18 protein-coding genes are annotated in these 17872 nt (G+C 57.1%); 11 read left to right on the top strand and 7 right to left on the bottom strand.

Annotated features, from left to right (window positions below; translation table 11 throughout):
• Nucleotides 1-400: 400 nt before the first annotated feature.
• The 7 genes from VI25_RS27960 to VI25_RS19680 all read left to right on the top strand — a co-directional run bounded on the left by VI25_RS27960 (nt 401) and on the right by VI25_RS19680 (nt 7548).
• Nucleotides 401-2989 carry a PD-(D/E)XK nuclease family protein gene (locus tag VI25_RS27960; RefSeq protein ID WP_052695573.1) on the top strand — a complete coding sequence of 863 codons (2589 nt, stop codon included), beginning with the start codon at nt 401-403 and terminating at the stop codon, nt 2987-2989.
• Nucleotides 2990-3015: 26 nt separating this feature from the next.
• Nucleotides 3016-3408 (top strand): PD-(D/E)XK nuclease family protein, encoded by a 393-nt coding sequence (locus VI25_RS27955; RefSeq protein ID WP_262489986.1) that lies wholly within the window; start codon nt 3016-3018, stop codon nt 3406-3408.
• An 87-nt stretch (nt 3409-3495) separates the two neighbouring features.
• Nucleotides 3496-3927, top strand: a complete 432-nt coding sequence (locus VI25_RS19700; protein ID WP_045690170.1) for a nucleoside deaminase — start codon at nt 3496-3498, stop codon at nt 3925-3927.
• 94 nt (nt 3928-4021) lie between these two features.
• Complete coding sequence (locus VI25_RS19695) at nt 4022-4336, top strand: hypothetical protein (RefSeq protein WP_045690171.1); 315 nt, start codon at nt 4022-4024, stop codon at nt 4334-4336.
• Nucleotides 4333-4731, top strand: a complete 399-nt coding sequence (locus tag VI25_RS19690; protein WP_052695579.1) for a hypothetical protein — start codon at nt 4333-4335, stop codon at nt 4729-4731. The genes VI25_RS19695 and VI25_RS19690 overlap by 4 nt, the downstream gene beginning before the upstream one ends.
• A gap of 95 nt (nt 4732-4826) precedes the next feature.
• Nucleotides 4827-5651, top strand: a complete 825-nt coding sequence (locus tag VI25_RS19685) for a mechanosensitive ion channel family protein (protein ID WP_045690177.1) — start codon at nt 4827-4829, stop codon at nt 5649-5651.
• Nucleotides 5652-5763: 112 nt separating this feature from the next.
• Nucleotides 5764-7548: a chloride channel protein gene (locus VI25_RS19680; RefSeq protein WP_045690172.1), complete on the top strand. Its 1785-nt coding sequence runs from the start codon at nt 5764-5766 to the stop codon at nt 7546-7548.
• 8 nt (nt 7549-7556) lie between these two features.
• On the opposite strand, the gene VI25_RS19675 is transcribed toward VI25_RS19680, so the two are convergent.
• Nucleotides 7557-8747 (bottom strand): cation:proton antiporter, encoded by a 1191-nt coding sequence (locus VI25_RS19675; protein ID WP_045690173.1) that lies wholly within the window; start codon nt 8745-8747, stop codon nt 7557-7559.
• A gap of 123 nt (nt 8748-8870) precedes the next feature.
• Here VI25_RS19675 and VI25_RS19670 point away from each other — a divergent pair, with 123 nt between their 5' ends.
• On the top strand, nt 8871-10121 hold the full coding sequence (locus VI25_RS19670; RefSeq protein WP_045690174.1) for a TIGR03862 family flavoprotein: 1251 nt from the start codon (nt 8871-8873) through the stop codon (nt 10119-10121).
• A gap of 49 nt (nt 10122-10170) precedes the next feature.
• Here the strand turns inward: VI25_RS19670 and VI25_RS19665 are convergent, their stop codons facing one another.
• The gene (locus tag VI25_RS19665) at nt 10171-10470 is read right to left on the bottom strand and encodes a hypothetical protein (RefSeq protein WP_143437111.1); all 300 of its coding nucleotides are present in this window, start codon (nt 10468-10470) and stop codon (nt 10171-10173) included.
• 190 nt (nt 10471-10660) lie between these two features.
• On the opposite strand from VI25_RS19665, the gene VI25_RS19660 reads away from it, so the two are divergent.
• Nucleotides 10661-12109: a diadenylate cyclase gene (locus tag VI25_RS19660; RefSeq protein ID WP_052695581.1), complete on the top strand. Its 1449-nt coding sequence runs from the start codon at nt 10661-10663 to the stop codon at nt 12107-12109.
• A gap of 92 nt (nt 12110-12201) precedes the next feature.
• On the opposite strand, the gene VI25_RS19655 is transcribed toward VI25_RS19660, so the two are convergent.
• Nucleotides 12202-13191 (bottom strand): aldo/keto reductase, encoded by a 990-nt coding sequence (locus VI25_RS19655; RefSeq protein WP_055562762.1) that lies wholly within the window; start codon nt 13189-13191, stop codon nt 12202-12204.
• A gap of 152 nt (nt 13192-13343) precedes the next feature.
• Here VI25_RS19655 and VI25_RS19650 point away from each other — a divergent pair, with 152 nt between their 5' ends.
• Nucleotides 13344-13829 carry a DUF4112 domain-containing protein gene (locus VI25_RS19650; protein ID WP_045690079.1) on the top strand — a complete coding sequence of 162 codons (486 nt, stop codon included), beginning with the start codon at nt 13344-13346 and terminating at the stop codon, nt 13827-13829.
• A 35-nt stretch (nt 13830-13864) separates the two neighbouring features.
• Here VI25_RS19650 and VI25_RS24870 read toward each other — a convergent pair whose 3' ends face one another.
• From VI25_RS24870 to VI25_RS27945, 3 genes are all read right to left on the bottom strand, one after another.
• Nucleotides 13865-14089 (bottom strand): hypothetical protein, encoded by a 225-nt coding sequence (locus VI25_RS24870; protein WP_152981712.1) that lies wholly within the window; start codon nt 14087-14089, stop codon nt 13865-13867.
• Nucleotides 14090-14261: 172 nt separating this feature from the next.
• Entirely contained in the window at nt 14262-14870 is a 609-nt protein-coding gene (locus tag VI25_RS27950; RefSeq protein WP_052695517.1) for an amylo-alpha-1,6-glucosidase, read from the bottom strand.
• A complete protein-coding gene (locus tag VI25_RS27945) occupies nt 14819-16180 on the bottom strand; it encodes an amylo-alpha-1,6-glucosidase (protein ID WP_082455715.1) in 1362 nt (453 codons plus the stop codon). The genes VI25_RS27950 and VI25_RS27945 overlap by 52 nt, the downstream gene beginning before the upstream one ends.
• 526 nt (nt 16181-16706) lie before the next feature.
• On the opposite strand from VI25_RS27945, the gene VI25_RS19630 reads away from it, so the two are divergent.
• The gene (locus VI25_RS19630) at nt 16707-16967 is read left to right on the top strand and encodes a SemiSWEET family sugar transporter (RefSeq protein WP_045690077.1); all 261 of its coding nucleotides are present in this window, start codon (nt 16707-16709) and stop codon (nt 16965-16967) included.
• Between the two features lie 14 nt (nt 16968-16981).
• On the opposite strand, the gene VI25_RS19625 is transcribed toward VI25_RS19630, so the two are convergent.
• Nucleotides 16982-17779 carry a helix-turn-helix domain-containing protein gene (locus tag VI25_RS19625; RefSeq protein WP_236705146.1) on the bottom strand — a complete coding sequence of 266 codons (798 nt, stop codon included), beginning with the start codon at nt 17777-17779 and terminating at the stop codon, nt 16982-16984.
• Nucleotides 17780-17872: the final 93 nt, after the last annotated feature.

Raw genomic sequence — 17872 nt, 5'->3', positions numbered from 1 at the left:
CCTGGGCTGGGCTGGGGTGCCAGCACGGCGGAGGGCGGCGAGGCAACTTGCTCAGTGCCCGTCTCTTGCTGGGTGCAGGCGCTTACGCAACCTGCCAGCAGAACGTAGAAGCTACTACTTCCTGGGGCAAGGGCAGCTAACAAGCGCCTGACTATTGTATTCATATACGGACTAGCTCTGCTACTGGAAATGTACTATACGTAGTTTCCTGCACGCAGGTGTGAGGAACTCTCCGGGCCGGATCAACACGGCTGGCCCCGGGTGATAGGCCCACTCGGGTGAATGAGGTAAAAATTCATGCGGTAACTAGGCTGAGCCTAGTATACTTGGCAGGCGAAGGTACTAGGGAAGTAGCGCACACGGACCGTTTCTGCCCCGAAGCGCGTTATCTTTACTACCTATGCTTTCGCCTTTGCCTGTCGCCGTTACTACCCCGCCTGCCGCCGCTTCTGTTCCCGACGCCACGCCTTTCCTGACCCGGATAGCCCGCGACATGGTGGCCCGCTATGGCCCCACCGACGAGCTAGCCGACCTGGTAGTAGTGGTGCCTACGCGCCGCGCCGTGGTGTACTTACAAAACGAGCTTAGCCTGGCTGCTGAGGCCGGTCAGGCCGTGTGGAGCCCGCGCATTGCGGCCATGGAAGACTATATGGTGGAACTGGCTGGCGTGCAGGTAGAGGAACCCATTGCCTTGCAATTGCTCCTGTTTGAGATTCTACGCGACATCGACCCCAAGCTGGATTTCGACTTGTTTGTGGGCTGGGCTGGCCTGCTGCTCCAAGATTTCTCCAACCTCGACCAAAATCTGGCTTCGCCCAAAAAGGTCTTTGAATACCTCAGCCAAGCTAAGGCTCTGGAACGCTGGGAGCTAACTGCGGAGCCTGCCCCGCAGAGCACCACGGCCGCTTACTTCCGCTTCTGGGACGACCTCGAAAAGGTGTACCGCCGCCTGCGCAGGCGCATGGAACACGACCACCTGGCTTACCCTGGCTTGGCCTACCGCCTGGCCGTGAACCGGGTACAAACCCGCCTGGAAGCTGGTGAGACCCTTCCCCAGCACGTATTCGTTGGCCTGGGCTACCTCTCTAAGGCCGAAGAAAAGCTCCTGCGGATGCTGCGCAAAGCCCGCCGGGCCGAAGTGCACTTCGATGGCGACGCCTTTTACTTAGAGCCTGGCTCTCCTAACCGGGCGGGCCAACACCTGCGCCGCTACCAAGAGCTGCTTGATTTGCCGGCCGAAAACCTGGGCGGCCCTGCCGAGCTGCTCCGGGGCTTGCCGCGCCACGTCCGGTTTGTGGGCGTGGCCAATGCCTCGATGCAGGGAAAAATTGCGGGGCAGCTGCTGGCCGCGTCGCGCCGCCAGAACCCCCAAGCCAAAGTGGCGGTGGTGCTGCCCGACGAAACCCTACTGCTACCCGTGCTGCACGGCCTTCCCCTCGACGCCGTGCCGGAGTACAACGTAACCATGGGCCTCAATTTCCAGAGCACGCCCCTGTTCAACCTGGTAGATTTACTGTTTGAGGTGCACCTAACCGGGGTGCGTGAGGGCTCCCCAGAAACGGGCTACGGGGTGCCCCGCTACCACCACTTGGCCGTGAGCAAGCTGCTACAGCACCCCTTCCTGCGCCGCTACCAGCAGTGGCTCGATAAGCAGGATGAGCAAGAGGTGTTCCATGGCATGCTGGATAAGGTATGCCGTACTATCGTGCGCCGCCACGCCGTGCTGCTTCCGGCCGAGGAACTCCTGGAAATGGGTCACGGCCACCCCATCATTGAAGCGCTGTTTGCCACCTGGGACAATTGCGACGATATTATCCGGGCCTGCTATACCCTTATCACCCTGCTGAAAAAAGCCTACCAGGACCAGCACTCGGCTATTGAGGCAGAGTACTTGTACCTGTTTTTCACGCTGGTAAAACGCCTTGAGTCGGTGTTCGACTGCCGGGAGCAGCGTCTGTCGGTACGCTCGTTTCGGCGGTTTCTTTACGAGCAGATGAAGGCCACGCGCCTACCCTTTAGCGGGGAGCCCATTGCCGATGTGCAAGTCATGGGCTTACTGGAAACGCGCGCGCTTGATTTTGACCACCTCATCATTTTGAGCTGCAACGAGAACGTGCTGCCGGCCCCCAAGCGCCACAGCTCCCTGTTTCCGTATGACGTACTCACTACCTTTCAGCTACCCACCTACGCCGACCACGAAGCGGCCACGGCCCACCAGTTCTGGCGCCTGCTGCAACGTGCCCGCCAGGTAGATCTGCTGCATATTCTGCCCGGGGCAGAGGGCACTCGCACCGGAGAGCGAAGCCGCTTTCTGCTTCAGATAGAAAACGATTTGCGCCCCCAAAACCCTGGAATGGTGCTGGAAGACTTAACGGTAACTTCACCCGTGGAGGAAGATTTATCGGAGGAGGCTCCTTTACCTACCACCCAGCCCAACCGGGACGTTTCTGGCGACCTGGTGCTGGAAAAGGACGCTGGCATGCTGCAAGCCCTGCGCGAGGTGCTAGTAAAAGGCCTCTCCCCTACGGCCCTCAACCAATACCTGAACTGCAATCTGCAATTCTACTTCCAGCGGGTGGCCCGCTTCCGCGAAAACGACGAGGTAGAAGAAGCCCTGGGCCCCGATGGCTTTGGAACGGTAGTACACGAGGCGCTAGAAGACCTTTTTAAACCCTTCGTGGGTGGGCGGCAGCTGATTACGGCGGAGGAACTGCCGGAACTTCTGAAGCTGGCCCCCATTATGGTAGCTAAGGCCCTGCGGCGCGAGGAAGCCGGCCGCCACGCCCGCGCCGACGAAGGCTTAAACCACGTGCTGGGCCAAGTAGCAACCCAACTCGTGCGCCGCTACCTGGAAAGCCTGCTGACGCAGCCGGAGGCCTTGCCCCTGCACATCCAAAGTCAGGAAGAAGCCCTGCAAGCCACGGTGTACATTGCCCTACCCGATGGAGAGAAGCTGGGGGTGAGCCTCGTGGCTTTGCCGACCGGGTAGACCAACTGCCTGATGGCCGCTTGCGCGTGGTAGACTATAAAACGGGCTTGGTACACTCCCACGAACTGCGCCTGCTAAAACGGGGGGAAGATTCGGCCGATGCTGTGGAACGCCTGCTGCAGGATGCTACGCCCGCCACCGATAAGGTGCGCCAGCTCTGGCTCTATCGTTTCCTGCTGGCCCAGCGCGGCCGCCCCGCCGCCGATGCAGCCATTATTTCCTTACGCAACCTCGGGGCGGGCCCCATGTCGGCCAACATGGACTTTCTCACCGATGGCGGCCAGGACTTTGTGCAGCACAGCGAGCAGCTCCTCACGCGCCTCGTGCACCGCATCCTCGACCCCCAAGAGCCCATCCGCAAAACCGATGATCTGGAAAAATGCCAGTACTGCCCCTACCGTGGTATTTGCGCCCGGTAATGGTTGTTTTGGCTAGGAAGCAGAATCTCACCCACCCCATAGGGGCGAACCCGCTAACTTGCGTCCTCTCACCTAGTAGATTAATTTATGGACGAATTCATGCAAGCCGCCATTGATGAGGCGCGCCAGGGCCGCCAGGAAGGTGGCATTCCCATTGGCTCAGTATTGATGCGCGATGGTAAGGTAGTAGCCCGCGGCCGCAACAAGCGGGTGCAGGAAAATAACCCCATCAAGCACGGCGAAATGGACGCCCTGTTTAATGCCGGGCGCCAGCGCACCTACCGCGACACGGTGCTGTATACCACGCTGATGCCTTGCTACATGTGCGCAGGCACCATTGTGCAGTTCAAAATCCCCAAAGTAGTAGTAGGCGAAGACCGCACTTTTGGCGAGTCGCGGGAGTTTCTAGAGTCCCACGGCGTTGAGGTCGTGATTCTGGACCTACCCGAGTGCGTGCAGATGATGACTGACTTCATTCGCGACGAGCCCACCCTCTGGAACGAAGACATCATGGAGTAGACGGCAGCTCCGCGCTAGAGCGGCGCTTCAGCGTGCAATGTGGGCACTAGCCGGGGCTCCTGCTTGTCTTCTCGTGCTACTTACCTTTCCTCCCATGCCTTCCACCGATAATTCTCTGCTAAGTGCTTCCAAAAAGTGTCCGGCCTGCGGGTTCTGGAGCAATTGGCAGCAACAGGCCAGCGACCGGTGTGAGCGGTGCGGACAGCTCTTGGACCCCCAACGCCTGCGCAGTGAGCAGCAGCGCCAAAAGCAGGCCGAGGAGCCCCTGCCAGCTTTCCTCCAAATCCACATCAACCCCGACGATGGTCCTACCACCCGCTTTTTTAAGCGCATTATTCGGGGTGGGCAGCTAGTTTTTGGCGCTTTGGTGTCGTTTATGGTGTGGCTGCTCACGCTGGCAGCCGGATGAAATGGCCCCGGGAGCTGCGCCACCCGCTGTTTCTGAGCGGCGTAGTACTCTACGCCGTGGCCGCTAGCACTAAGTACGGCGGGCCCCTTACGGCGCGGTGGCAGCTTCCCGAACTGCTACGCTCCTACTTGGCCGATACGCTGGCACTGCCCCTAGAACTCACGCTGGTGCTGTTTGTGATGCGCCGCTGGTACTTCCGACGTCCGCGCTTTGTGCTGCCTGCTACCTGGATTTTCAGTACCTGGGTGGTGTTCTCCATCTGGTTTGAAGCACTAGTGCCGCGCTTCGATGCTCGTGCTACCGCCGACCCGCTCGATGTAGTAGCGTACGCCGTGGGCGGGCTGATTTTCTGGCGCTGGCTGAACCGCCCCGATGCGCCGGCTACTGAACCATAGCGTCTGGTTGCCTCGTATACACCTCCTAGTAGCCCCGCCGGACTCGCGCCGCGGGGCTTCTGTTTTGGCCCATTGGGCGTAACAACTTGCGTACTATGTTTCAGGATATGACCCGCGTACTGTCAACCTATTGGCAGCAGTTTCTATTTGCCTTGCCCAAGCTCCTAGTAGCGCTGGCGCTCCTACTAGTTGCCGTATTTATTGCCAACCGGGTAAGCACCTTGCTCGGTGGACGCTTACGCCGCCGCTCTACCGATGCCCTGCTGGCTGACTTCCTCGCTCAAATCAGCAAATGGGTGATGATACTAGTTGGCTTGATGATAGCGCTAAACGTGCTGGGCTTTTCTGGGGTAGTAGGAAGCTTGGTGGGGGCAGCCGGGGTATCGGCTTTTATCGTGGGCTTTGCTTTCAAGGATATTGCGGAAAACTTTCTGGCGGGTGTCATCCTGGCCTTCAACCGTCCCTTCCACATTAACGACACCGTGCAGATCCGAGATTTGATTGGTCATGTTGAAGGCCTCAACTTGCGTACTACCCTCATGCGCACGTTCGATGGCAAACACATTTTCTTGCCCAACTCCCTCGTCCTCAAGGAGCCCCTCACCAACTTCACCAGGGACGGCAACCTGCGCCAGGAGTTTTTGGTGAGTGTAGATCTGGGGGCCGATGCTACGCCCGATGTAGCTACTACCGTCATCCTAAGCTACCTGCGCTCCATTCCCGAAGTGCAGCAAACGCCCCGCGCACCCTACGTGAACTTGGAAAAAGCCGCGGGCACTACCGCCGACCTGCGGGTTTTCTTCTGGACCGATGCCGAGGACTACCGCCGGGGGGTGCTGGAATTGAAAAGCCGCCTTATGCAACAGGTAAAACAAGAGTTGCGCGGGGCAGGCTTCGAGGTACCCAACCTCACGCAATAAGCTAATTTGCGGAGGCAACGCGTTTGAGGCTCGATTTGTGCGGACCCCACTGCTTGCTCGAACGTTGAACACCCCATTTTGCTCGTTCGTCAGCCCACCTTTTTAGTTGTCTATGCCCAAGAACACTATACACCGGTTGCTGAGCCCTTTATTGTTGTGGCGGCTACGTCACGTAAACGACCGGGTGTATCTGATTCTGGTGAGCATTGTGGTGGGTGTGCTGGCGGGCTTGGCGGCGGTACTACTCAAAACCTTTGTGCACGAGGGCCAACATGCCCTCAACGCTTGGGTTCCGGAGCAATATCGGGTGTTTACGTTGTCCCTCTACCCCATCATTGGGGTGGCACTCACGGTGCTATTTACGCGTTGGTTTTTGGGTGGCAATCTGGGGCGGGGCATTGGGCCCATCATCTACAACATCGCTCGCCAGGGGAGCATTGTTCCCCGTAGCAAGCTGTACTCGCAATTGGTGTCGTCTTTTCTCACCGTCACCTTCGGTGGGTCGGCGGGTTTGGAGGCGCCCATTTCCGTTACAGGCTCCGCCATTGGCTCCAATACCGCCCGGGTGCTCCGCATTGGCCGCCGCGAACGACGCCTGCTCACTGGGTGCGGGGCTGCGGCGGGGGTAGCGGCCATTTTCAATTCGCCCATTGCGGGGGTGCTCTTTGCCGTTGAAGTGATTTTGTCTGAGCTCTCGGCCGCTTTCTTCGTGCCGCTGCTTATCTCCTCGGCTACGGCTACGGTGGTTTCCAAAGCTCTGTACGCAGGTCAGCCCTTCGTGCTCATTACCACTAGCTGGCCCGTAGATGCGGTGCCCCTGTACCTGATGCTAGCCGGCGGCACGGCCCTGCTTTCCGTGTACATGATTCGAGTGTACTTCTGGGCCGATGGCTTCTTTGAAAACTGGACCGGTACGTTTAAGCGCGTCTTGCTGGGCGGCCTGGCGCTGGGGTTGCTCGTCTTCCTGTTTCCGCCGCTCTATGGCGAAGGGTATAATATCGTTCAATTGCTCCTGGGCGGCCACTCTGACCAGCTCGTGGATGGCTCCTTGTTTGATGTCTTTCACGACCAAAGCACTTGGCTGATCTTGGTGGTAGCGGCGGGTAGTATGCTGCTTAAGGTGGTAGCTACCACTATTACTATCGGCTCGGGTGGCAACGGGGGCATGTTTGGCTCCTCCTTGTTTGCAGGGGCGCTGTGTGGCTTCATCTTCGCACGCCTCATCAACTTGAGCGGGCTATATCCTATCTCAGAGGTGCATTTTATTGTACTGGGCATGGCGGGCACTCTGGCCGGGGTAGTACACGCCCCTTTGACCGGCATCTTCCTTATTGCTGAAATTACGGGTGGCTACGCGCTATTTGTCCCCCTGATGGTGGTCACCTCGGGCTCCTACCTCATTACCCGCTACTTCGAGCCTTATTCGGTATACACCCGCAAACTGGTAAGCAAAGGCGTGAACGTAAACCAGGACCGTGACCGGGGTCTGCTCGCACAGCTAGACCTAATGCTCCTGGTACAAAACGACTTTACCCCCCTCCAACCCGACACTACCTTGGGCGAGTTGGTGCAAGTGTTCCGGCATTCTACCCGCAACCTTTTTCCGGTAGTTGACGCCAATGGCCAGCTTCAGGGCATTGTCAGCCTAAACACCGTGCGCGACGTGCTGTTTGATGATGCTCACTATGGTACTACCCGCGTGCGGGAGCTTATGCGCCAGCCCCCCACCATTCTGCACGATACCGATACGCCCCAGGAAGCTCTCCGCAGCATGGATCAGTATGGTGTACCCGCGCTGCCCGTAGTCGGCTCCAACGACAAATACGTGGGCATCCTATTGAAATCAAACATCTTAGCTCATTACCGGCGGCAGCTTATCAAAGATACCGAGAGCTAGCACAGTCATCAATACTCACCAATTTCGGGCTGCTCCCGGCTCATCAGCAAGCCTGCCATCATCAGCAAGCCGGTAAGTAGAATTACTACGAAAAGGATATTTTCACCTACTTCCCCAATGTGGTGTTGGTCGGGGATGCTATAGAAGAGCAGCACGGTAATCAGGCCCTTGGGTGCAATAAACAGCTCCGGAATCAGGTCAGATTTAGCTACGTAGCGCAGGTAGAAAAAGCGAATGAGGGTTAATACGCCCACGATAAGCACACCCTGCCAGAGCAGGGTAAAGCTAAGCAGACTGCTGAGCGTGATGCTGAACCCGAACAGTAGGAAAAAGAACGTGCGAATAAGAAAAGCCGATTCGGCAGTGATGCTTCGCAGCTGGTGCACCTCCTCATGGAGTTGATCTGGGCGAAACCACCGGCGCAGGTAGGTTCCCTTCAAGAATAGCTTGGCATTGTTCACGGCCAGCCCAAACACCAGCACCAGCAGTAGCGACGACAAGTGGAGCTTTTTGGCAACGCTATACATGAGTACCAGAAAGGCCAGAATCAGGAAGAACTTGACGTGGAGACGAATGCGCCCCAGCAGGAACGCCAGCATGGCCGTGCTCAGAATAGCTACTACCAACACGGCCACTACATCGCGCCCAAATGTGACAACGGACATGCCCTGAGCAAAATTCTTCTGCAGGGCAAAGTTGAAGAACATAATGCCCAGGATATCTGAAAACGTGCTCTCGTAGACGATGAACTCCTGCTTTTCTCCTCGGAGGTTGGCTACGCTGGGAATGGCAATGGCCGAACTGATAACGGCCAGCGGCACGGCGTTGACCAAGCACGTTTGGAAGCTGATACCTAGCCATAGGTAGAGCAGGGTGGCAATGGCGCTTGCCTGCACAATCAACATGAGGGCCGCCGCTAGAAACGAGCGTCGAATAAGGGGGGCCTTATCCCGGGTCAGCTCTAAGTCGAGGGCGCCTTCCAACACAATCATAATCAGACCGATGATTCCGAATATTTCCAATACTACCTTGGGAATGGGTAGGGCAAAATCGAAGTAATCGGCGGCTTGGCGCAGAGCAATACCGGTAAGCAACAGCATGAGCACGGAGGGCACCTTAGTGGCTCGCGCGGCTAAGTCAAACAGATACGACAGGATGACGGCTAAGCTCAAGCCGATGAGTATGGAATAGGACCCCATGCAGTGTAGGAATGGTCTGACAATAACTCAGCAATACGTAGAAAAGCAGTAAGCCGCCGAAAATCGACGTTGATGGCCGCGCCTGGTTGGTATCTCAGCGCGGGCACGTGCTACCTTCGTGGTATGGAGCGTGGTTTAGATGTTGATGCCGAAACCGTAGTGGTGGTGGGCGGTGGGCCGGCAGGCTTGCTGGCAGCTCAGCGCCTTGCGGAGGCCGGCCACCGGGTAGTGGTGTACGAAGCCCAAGCTACCGTGGGCCGTAAGTTTTTGGTGGCCGGGCACGGAGGGTTTAACCTAAGCAACGCCGAGCCATTGTCGTTATTTGAAACCCGCTACGCTGCTCAGCACCCCCAGTTTGCTCGTTTCCTGGCGCATTTCTCTCCCTCTGACTTACGGCAGTGGGCAAGCAGCTTGGGGATTTCTACTTTTGTAGGCACCAGTGGCCGCGTATTTCCCACGGAAGAGCACAAGCCTGCCCACCTTTTGCGGGCGTGGCTTGGGCATTTAGAGCAACTAGGCGTAACTATTCAAACGCGCCACCGGTGGCTAGGCTTCGCGGGTGCTACCGGATTACGGATGCGCCAAGAAACCACAGGCGAGGAGCTAACGGTACATCCCGCCGCCACGGTGCTGGCCCTAGGTGGCGCTAGCTGGAGCAAAACCGGCTCCGACGGGCAATGGGTCCATGCTCTCCAAGAGTTGGGCGTGGAGTGCATACCCTTTGCGCCATCTAATTGCGGGGCGGAGGTAGTGTGGTCACCTTTCTTCCGGGACAAAGTTGGGCGCGTACCACTCAAGAACATTGCCCTAACTTGCGGAAGCCATACCGTACGAGGTGAGGTACTGCTAACGGATTACGGCATAGAAGGTACCCCAGTATATGCCCTTACGCCGCAGGTACGCGCCGCCCTCAGCCACGGCACCACGGCCACCCTCCTGCTTAATCTTAAGCCCGACGTTTCCCCTGATCAGCTGTTGCAAAAATTGCAGCAGCGCCGCGCCGGCACGTCGCTAGCTTCTTTCTTAGCTAGTGCTTTGCGCCTGGGGCCACCCATACCCACACTGCTGCGCGAACTATACCCCACGCTACCATCGTCACCAGCTGACTTAGTACAGGTGCTTACCCAATTGCCGATACCGGTTAGAGGTCTGCGCCCACTCGACGAGGCTATAAGCACAGCGGGGGGCGTAGCCTGGACGGAAGTGAGCGATGCCTTAATGCTGCACCGGCGGCCTGGCACCTTTGTGGCGGGTGAAATGCTAGACTGGGAAGCCCCTACGGGCGGTTACTTGCTGCAAGGCTGCTTTAGCACAGGCGCCTGGGTAGCCCAGGGAGTTTTAGAATGGCTGGAAAAGAGAAGTGCGCAGGTGTAATTGCACAGAGCAACCAGTATCTTTTACCAAGATGCTGAGCTAGGCCCTCCTACATGCGGCGCAAGGATAATTTCTCGGCGGCTTCCGCTTCCCGCAGAATAGCCTTGGCATCGGCTACCAGGCGCTGCCCGGGGGTCAATTGGTGGCGCACTAGCAGTAGAAACAGCACGATAAACGAAACCATTGGCAGCAGGCCACCCAAAATAAACCACTTCCAGAACGAGCGGCCGTGGCTCTGGGCGCAGTAGGCCGTCGTGAAAGCTAGCACTGCTAAGCCCGCAACCAGGGACAGGAGCAGCAGCGGACCGAAAAAGTACATCGGGTGCGGTACCATAAGCTCAGCAGGCATAGAAGGTATGCTTTAAGGTACAGGATTGCTCCTGAATTTGCAAGGATATTCTTCGGATAACAACCTGCCAGTAGCGGCGTTGTTCGTGGATTTTGGCCGGAATGTTGTGCGGTACCGGGAGCCACCCTTTTAGGGCATTTATCGTATACATGTGTACGCCCTTTCTAGTTCTCCGCCTGCTCCCCCCCTTATGTGGGAAAACCAAAGTCTCTTCCGCGTCTCGGCTCAGTTGTTTGCCGACGGCGTGTTTAATTTGCTTGACCGAACGCTAAAGCCGGAAGTATTCCTGCTGGGTCTTGCTTCGGCCCGCGAAACCGACGAACCCCAGGCCGTCGTAATTGAGCCCGTTACGCACCGTTACCATCCCACCGATTTTACCAACGTAAAAGCGCGGGCTGCTGCCCTGGAACCCGATGGCCCTCGTGAGGTAGTGTACCACCTGCACCCTCTCGACCATGACCGGTACGAAAAACAACGCTGGTACGAACTGCTGCGCCGTGCTACCGAGCATTCTCTCAACGACTTAGTAGCTACACGCCAGGAAGAACGTATTAGTTTCTGCTCCCTACCTGTGGGCGTGTATGGCTACCAAGTAATCATTGTGCTACAGTTAGCTGCCGATGCCTACCACTCGTACTATTCCTTACCGGGTTTGAGTGGGAGCCGGCCCACTTCATTGCTGGCGGCTACGGTGCAGGAGTTCCTGCAAGACGCCGCACGCGGCCTACGCGAGTCGGACACCGATGACGACCGGCCCGTACTGGACCGCGACTATAATGAGGTATTGCGGGCGGCCGGGCGGCGCTTCATGCTACGCGCCGCAGCGGGCACCCACGGCCTTTACGATGCCTGCAATGGAGTAGCCGCCTTACGCCACGAAGGCGATGAAGGAGTAGGCACTATGATTGTATCGCGCCGCAACCACCCGGCCGTGGTTCCTATTTTAACTCTCGACTCGCCTATTCCGTTGCGCGACTACCGCCGTATTCGTAAGCTACTGGAGTTGAGCGAGGACCGCAACGCCTTACTTACCGATGCCACCGATGTGTTTGGCCTCGGCTACCTGGTAGAGCCCACCGACCCTCAGTACGAACCCTTGTTTACGGTGCACTTTACCAAGCACTATAGCTGGGAGCTAGACCATGGTGGCAATACCATGATGAAAGTGGTATCAAACACGCCGCGCCTGCCCCAGGGCACCGTCGATGAGGAGAACTTCACATCGGCCATCCGGCGGGTATTTCCTGCCGTAGACGCGGCGGGCATTGCATACCTCTGGGAACTGACCCTGAAAGCTACCCTCCAAACCAACGGTACTATCCTGGTTATCTCGGAGGGAGCGGCTCAAGAAGCGGCTCGCCTAACGCGCCAGTGCTTCCGCGTAGCCCCGCGCCTCATGACCCCATCAGTATTGCGTTTGGTTACTAATATCGACGGGGCCGTGTTCATTAATCCGGCCGGTACTTGTTACGCTATTGGAGCTATTCTCGACGGCTTAGCCACGGAAAAAGGCGATTCTAGCCGGGGTTCGCGCTACAACTCCGCTCTGCGCTACGTGGAAAGCAGCCGCTACCCCGTGCTGGCTATTGTGGTAAGCGAAGACGGCTGGATTGACCTGCTTCCGCCCGTGCGACGATAGTAGATTTCGCTTCTTATAAAAGACGGGGCGGCAGTACTCAGGTACTGCCGCCCCGTCTTTTATTGGGCATATGGTATTATGTTATCTAGGAATTAGCCGTTCACGGTTCCCATCATGGCTTCGGGGTAGCGCTGGCCGGCAGCTACGTGCGGCGGGGCCAGTTGGTCGATGCGGGCCAGTTCCTCAAGGGAAAACTGGATAGTGGCAGCTTCCAGATTTTCTTCCAGGTACGAAATGCGTTTGGTGCCAGGAATGGGTACAATATCCTTACCCTGGGCGAGCACCCACGCCAGCGCCAACTGACCGGGTGTTACGTTTTTTTCTTTTGCCATTTCGCGGATACGCGCCACTAAATCAAGGTTCTTCTGGAAGTTTTCGCCCTGAAAGCGGGGCGTAAAACGACGGTAGTCATCCTCGGCCAAATCCTCAAACTTCTGAATCTGCCCCGTAAGGAATCCTCGGCCCAGGGGCGAGTACGGCACGAAGCCCACACCCAATTCTCGGCAGGTGTGCAAAATATCATCTTCCGGGTCGCGGCTCCAGAGAGAATACTCGGTTTGCAGGGCCGTGATGGGGTGCACTTGGTGGGCCCGGCGTAGCGTGTCGGGAGCGGCTTCGGAGAGGCCCAGGTACCGCACCTTGCCTTCTTTCACTAGTTCGGCCATGGCCCCTATCGTTTCTTCGATGGGCGTGTTAGGGTCAACGCGGTGCTGGTAGTAGAGGTCAATATAATCGGTGCCGAGGCGTTTGAGGCTGGCTTCGCAGGACTGGCGCACATACTCGGGGCGGCCGTTGATGCCACGCTTGGTTGGGTCGTTGGGGTCACGAACAATACCAAACTTGGTGGCTACTACCAGCTTGTCGCGGCGGCCCTGCAGGGCTTTGCCGAGTAGTTCTTCGTTGGTATAGGGGCCGTACATGTCGGCTGTGTCGAAGAACGTGACGCCAAGCTCTACCGCACGGTCAATCGTGCGCAGGCTCTCCTGGTCGTCGCGCTGACCGTAAAAGTCAGACATGCCCATGCAGCCGAGGCCGAGGGCGGATACTTGAGGACCATGGGTGCCTAAGATGCGAGTTTGCATAGTTCAGTTGGTGTTGAGGGAAATGAATTCAGATCGGGTGTATAACCCCTCATACGGCAAAAGGAGTAGGCAGGCTTAGCCAGCGGCCTTTCTTTACCCAAAATGCTGTGTCTGCGTTAGAGGCATACACCTTCCCTCCGCCCTTCTCTACTATGGCCACTCCCACTATTCCCCCAACCTTCGACCAAGACAGCCGCTTACGTTGGGTAGAACGCGTTTCTCACCTTCTTGACAGCCAATTTCGGGTGCCCGGTACTACCTGGCGCTTCGGCCTCGACCCGATTATGGGCCTGCTGCCCGTGGTGGGCGGCATTCCTTCACTGGCGGTTTCGGGCATTCTCATCCTCACCATGCTGCGCCACGGCGCCAGCGGCAACTTAGTGGTGCGCATGGCTCTCAACGTGCTACTCGATACCATCATTGGCGCCATCCCAATTGTTGGCAACATCTTCGACTTCGCCTATAAAGCCAACGACCGCAACGTACGGCTGCTGCGAGAGCACTACGCAACTGGCAGGCACCAAGGCAGTGGCAAGGGGCTCATTGCCCTGATTCTGGTGCTGCTACTCGTAGTGGGTGGCCTGGTGGTGTGGGGTGGCTACGAACTGGTACGGGCACTATGGCACTACTTTCAGTAAATGAACTGCTTGCAACGCTGACTAGTTTGGCACGCTCACTTTCGTTTTTGGTGTAAGACTGGGTGACTTTGCAGGCTGAGTGGGCGCACGAACTGCACGTCGCCTAGTGCAGCGTTGTTCTGTTGTTGCTGGGTTACCCGAGCAGGGGAAGGAGTTACTACCTGCTCCGACAACTTGTGGCCGTTTTGGTCCTGGAGTTGTAGAGTCAGTTTGCTAGTAGTGGCTTGCAGGTGCAACGTAGTACCCGGTTGCACGGCCACTGGGGTAGCGCAAACGGATACAGGTCAACTAGTACCGTTGCGGCCACATCCTGGAAGGTGTAAGAATACGTAGCCGTAGCGCCAGCCTGGTAACGCGCCGTTACGTGCCCCGGGCCTACCAAAAAGGTATAGTTCAAGTTGGTGACAGATGCTGGGATGCGCGGCGCCAGCGTTAGTGCGTGGTTGGCCATATCGGGGCGGATGCCAAGAAAATACTGGTACCAGACGCGCAATTGCTCCGCGTTGGACCAGGCCTGTAAGTAGCGCCCGTGAGACGGGGCCACTGTTCGCTGGGGTGCGGGTAGGCATCCATGTTTTCGCTCAGGCCGCCCACCACCCCTCGGGTCAAGGCTTGGCGGTTCATGTTCGCAAACAGTTGGTAGGCTGTTTCTACTTGCCCAGCTTCAATCATGCGCTGCATGGCAATACCATTGTTCCACAGCCAGATGGTGCCCCGGTGGTAGGCAGCATCTTTGTGGTAATGCTCGGGGGCCAGGTGGTAAGGATGGAAGTTGGGGTCGTGCCGGTCCAGCGAGGCTACGCCCCAGGGGTATACTAGCTCCTCCCAGGTTTTGCGAATTACCTGACGCTTCAGGGCGGCGTCTTCCACCATGTCAAGCGCGTACAGCTGATTGGGACGCAAGGTAAAATCAGGCTTTCCCTGCTTATCGAGGCGGTCGGCTAAGTACGAGTGGCTAGCGTCGCGGTAGTCCTGCTCGAAGTGGGATTTTACCTGCTGGGCCAGTTGCTTCCACTTGGCTTCGCTGGGCTGGTCGTGCATGTAGGCAGCAAAGTAGGCGCCAGCAGGAGTTGCTGGTACCAGAGAGCCTGAATGTCGTTGGCGCGGGTACCGCGGGGCGTAAAGGATACCAAGTTGGCGTCGCGGGCATCCATCCAAGTTTCATTGTCCTCATGGAGCAGGTAGCCTTTCTCATCTACCCAATGCTGCAATGCCCCTGCAATACTGGCTTTCACGGCAGGATACAGCTGCCGAATCAGTGACGTATCGCCAGAGTACTGCACGTAGTCCTGCAACTCAATGATAAAGCGCGGAGTGCCATCGGTGGTGTGGTAGTCGATATTACTGGGATTCACAATGTTGGGCACCCGACCGTAGTAGCGGGAGGTTTTGTCCAGCTGCTGGTAGTTGGCAAACGAAAGCAGAATCTGCTTGGCCGTGGCAAACTGCCCCGTTACGAGCACGGCACCCGGCAGAGAGATAAACTCGTCTCGCCCCCAGTACTCGTTGAACCACGGTAGGCCCGCGTAAATCCCGTCGCCCTGCTGGCGCGTCACCAGTTGGTCCATGGTGGTAGCTAACCAACGCAGGGCCAGGGTCAGCGAGTCGGAGGTGGAGGTGAGGTAGGTATTGGTGAGCAGGTACTGGCGCATTCGCTCCTGACGGGCCTTCTTGAGGGTGGTAGCATTGCGCTGGGCTTCCTCAACTAGGACCGTGGCTGCTGCTTCATTTTCTCCCACGGCCAAGTAGTAGCCTTCGGTAGCACCCGCCACTTGCTGGCCTTGCACCGTAATAGCCTGGGGCTGCAAAGGAGCTACAGCAATGAGAAATTTGCCCTCCCGTGCCGAGAAAAAGGCCACGTGGTTTTGCTCTCGCAGGAAACGTACGTTGTCACCTTTCAGGGCAATACCTAGCGGCTGCGCGGCTCCGCGCAAGCGCACTTCTAACACGTTTCGCTGGTCTAGCAAGCAAAGCTCTTCCGTGAAGGTAGGGCCGTGCTGGCGTACCAGCTTGTGGGGGTACACCACTACATCGGCAGTGCGGTTATCTAGCTTTTGCGTTCCTACAAATAGGTCGTAGCCACCAAAAACACGGTTTTTGGCTACGTTCAGGCCCTCAAACCAAGCGTATTCCGGGTGGTTGGTTTCGTGGGTTTGCGTGAAATAATATGCCGCCGCTTTGTTGGTGAAAGAAACGCTGCGGTTAGCCTGAGCGGGCACCGCAATTTTCATTGTCTCCAGAATATCGGGCTGGTTCTGCATGGAAGGCGTACTAACGGAGCGGGTTCGGGTGCAGCTGCTGGCTGCAAGCAGTAGCTGCGCTAGAAACAACCAGGAAGTAAATCGGGACATGGAGGGTGATGAGGATAAGACGGCTTCAGAAAGGCACCCTGGCCAGCATATGCTGAGACAACCGTGCTTGGTGAGTAACAGGCAGACTTGAGGAGCCAAATATAATGCTACACTTGCACCTTCCTAAGCCTATTGCAAATACGGGCGTCAATATAGTACCAGCACTTACCAACTGAGTATGCGTAAGGCCTCTACTAGCCTTCTACCTTTGTACTTCTTTTGGGTGCTGCTTCGCACGGTTGAGCTAGCAAAGGCTTGGGTACTGAGCCAACTCCACCTTCCCCAACTGGGCTAAAAGCAGTTACCCTCCGCACGTTTTAGCTCTTTTGACATGTACATTCCGCTTGTTTGGCAGCTATCCTTGGAGGATAGCCGCCGCGCGTTTCGATACCTGAAACTCAGTATCCAACGCCGCCTCTTCCTACGTCAGTACACAAAAGCCTGGTCTTATTAAACCAGGCTTTTTCATATCCCTCTTTTTCCGCTTGCCCACTTTGGGTCTGTGGAGTTACTCCTCTTTTTGCCGATGAATTTCGTTGCCATTCTAGGCCTACTTGCCGCTTTCCTTACTACTGCCGCCTACGTTCCGCAAGCCTACAAGACCATCACAACCCGCTCTACCAGCAGCTTATCGTTGCCCACATATTCCATGCTGTTCCTAGGTACGCTGCTGTGGGTGGGTTATGCCGTGGCTATTGACAACGTGCCTGTGCTAATCGCCAACGGTGTTACAGCCCTGCTGGCCGGCATTATCCTCTACCTCAAGCTCATGACCAAGCCCGAATAAGCCTACTCTGCCGATTACACGGCCGGCTGCTTGCGGTAAGCCGAAGGGCTTTGGCCCGTTAGCTTGCGAAAGGTGCGGTTGAAGTGCGACAAGTTGTTGAAGCCCACCGCATAGCTGACTTCCAATACCGGTAGCCCCTGCAGGAGCAGCAGGCAGGCTTGGCTAACCCGATACTCTTGCAAGAAATTAGTCAGCGTCTGGCCCGTCATTCTTTTGAAGTAGCGGCAGAAAGCGGGTACCGTCAAGAAGGTTTGGTCGGCTAGTTCCTGTACGGTAATGGGCTCGGCGTAGTGCTGCTCTAAGTAGTGATACACCTGCTTGAGGCGCTGCTGCTCCCGCGCTTGCTGATTGGAAATGCCCATGTCCGCGTGTAGTTCGGTTACGTCGGTGGCGGCGGCCAGCTGGTAGAATAGCTGAAGCAGCGTAAGCAAGCGTTCAGGAGCGGGTTGGTCTAGCATCTGACGCAGGGTATCCCCTACCCGTGCACGGGTGTCCGGCCCGAACGACAGGCCTTGGCGCGAGCGAAGAAAAAGTTGCTGCACAGCCGCTAGCTCGGGCCGCTGCAAAAATTGGTCGCCCATAAAGTCTTCGCGGAGTTGCAGCACAATTTGCTCGAAAGCCCCTTGCTGCTCGTAGCTAAAACTGAGGTGGGGCAGGTTCGGCCCCATAAAGATTAGCTCACCTCCCTCGTACCGCGAAAAATGCTGACCAATGTGCCGCCGGCCGCTTCCTTTGGGAATGTACACCAACTCATACTCCGGGTGGTAATGCCACAAGATATCCCGGTCCTCGGCTTGGGTGTAATGCAGCAACGTGAAAGAGCTGCCTGGCGTGGCTGAATGGGTTCAAATTCCAGCTTCATGCGCTCATTAACGTTGCGCTAGGTAGAAAGATGCCGGCAGCGT

The sequence above is a fragment of the Hymenobacter sp. AT01-02 genome (assembly GCF_000961955.2).
Taxonomy (GTDB): domain Bacteria; phylum Bacteroidota; class Bacteroidia; order Cytophagales; family Hymenobacteraceae; genus Hymenobacter; species Hymenobacter mucosus.
Note: the sequence above shows the minus strand (reverse complement) of the source record. Positions and strands in the feature narration are given on the sequence as shown.

Excerpts from the sequence above, each read along its gene's own strand:
- VI25_RS27960 (WP_052695573.1), top strand. The coding sequence starts at position 401 with ATGCTTTCGCCTTTGCCTGTCGCCGTTACTACCCCGCCTGCCGCCGCT.
- VI25_RS19700 (WP_045690170.1), top strand. The coding sequence starts at position 3,496 with ATGGACGAATTCATGCAAGCCGCCATTGATGAGGCGCGCCAGGGCCGC.
- VI25_RS19695 (WP_045690171.1), top strand. The coding sequence starts at position 4,022 with ATGCCTTCCACCGATAATTCTCTGCTAAGTGCTTCCAAAAAGTGTCCG.
- VI25_RS19690 (WP_052695579.1), top strand. The coding sequence starts at position 4,333 with ATGAAATGGCCCCGGGAGCTGCGCCACCCGCTGTTTCTGAGCGGCGTA.
- VI25_RS19685 (WP_045690177.1), top strand. The coding sequence starts at position 4,827 with ATGTTTCAGGATATGACCCGCGTACTGTCAACCTATTGGCAGCAGTTT.
- VI25_RS19680 (WP_045690172.1), top strand. The coding sequence starts at position 5,764 with ATGCCCAAGAACACTATACACCGGTTGCTGAGCCCTTTATTGTTGTGG.
- VI25_RS19675 (WP_045690173.1), bottom strand. The coding sequence starts at position 8,747 with ATGGGGTCCTATTCCATACTCATCGGCTTGAGCTTAGCCGTCATCCTG.
- VI25_RS19670 (WP_045690174.1), top strand. The coding sequence starts at position 8,871 with ATGGAGCGTGGTTTAGATGTTGATGCCGAAACCGTAGTGGTGGTGGGC.
- VI25_RS19665 (WP_143437111.1), bottom strand. The coding sequence starts at position 10,470 with ATGCCTGCTGAGCTTATGGTACCGCACCCGATGTACTTTTTCGGTCCG.
- VI25_RS19660 (WP_052695581.1), top strand. The coding sequence starts at position 10,661 with ATGTGGGAAAACCAAAGTCTCTTCCGCGTCTCGGCTCAGTTGTTTGCC.
- VI25_RS19655 (WP_055562762.1), bottom strand. The coding sequence starts at position 13,191 with ATGCAAACTCGCATCTTAGGCACCCATGGTCCTCAAGTATCCGCCCTC.
- VI25_RS19650 (WP_045690079.1), top strand. The coding sequence starts at position 13,344 with ATGGCCACTCCCACTATTCCCCCAACCTTCGACCAAGACAGCCGCTTA.
- VI25_RS27950 (WP_052695517.1), bottom strand. The coding sequence starts at position 14,870 with ATGCACGACCAGCCCAGCGAAGCCAAGTGGAAGCAACTGGCCCAGCAG.
- VI25_RS27945 (WP_082455715.1), bottom strand. The coding sequence starts at position 16,180 with ATGTCCCGATTTACTTCCTGGTTGTTTCTAGCGCAGCTACTGCTTGCA.
- VI25_RS19630 (WP_045690077.1), top strand. The coding sequence starts at position 16,707 with ATGAATTTCGTTGCCATTCTAGGCCTACTTGCCGCTTTCCTTACTACT.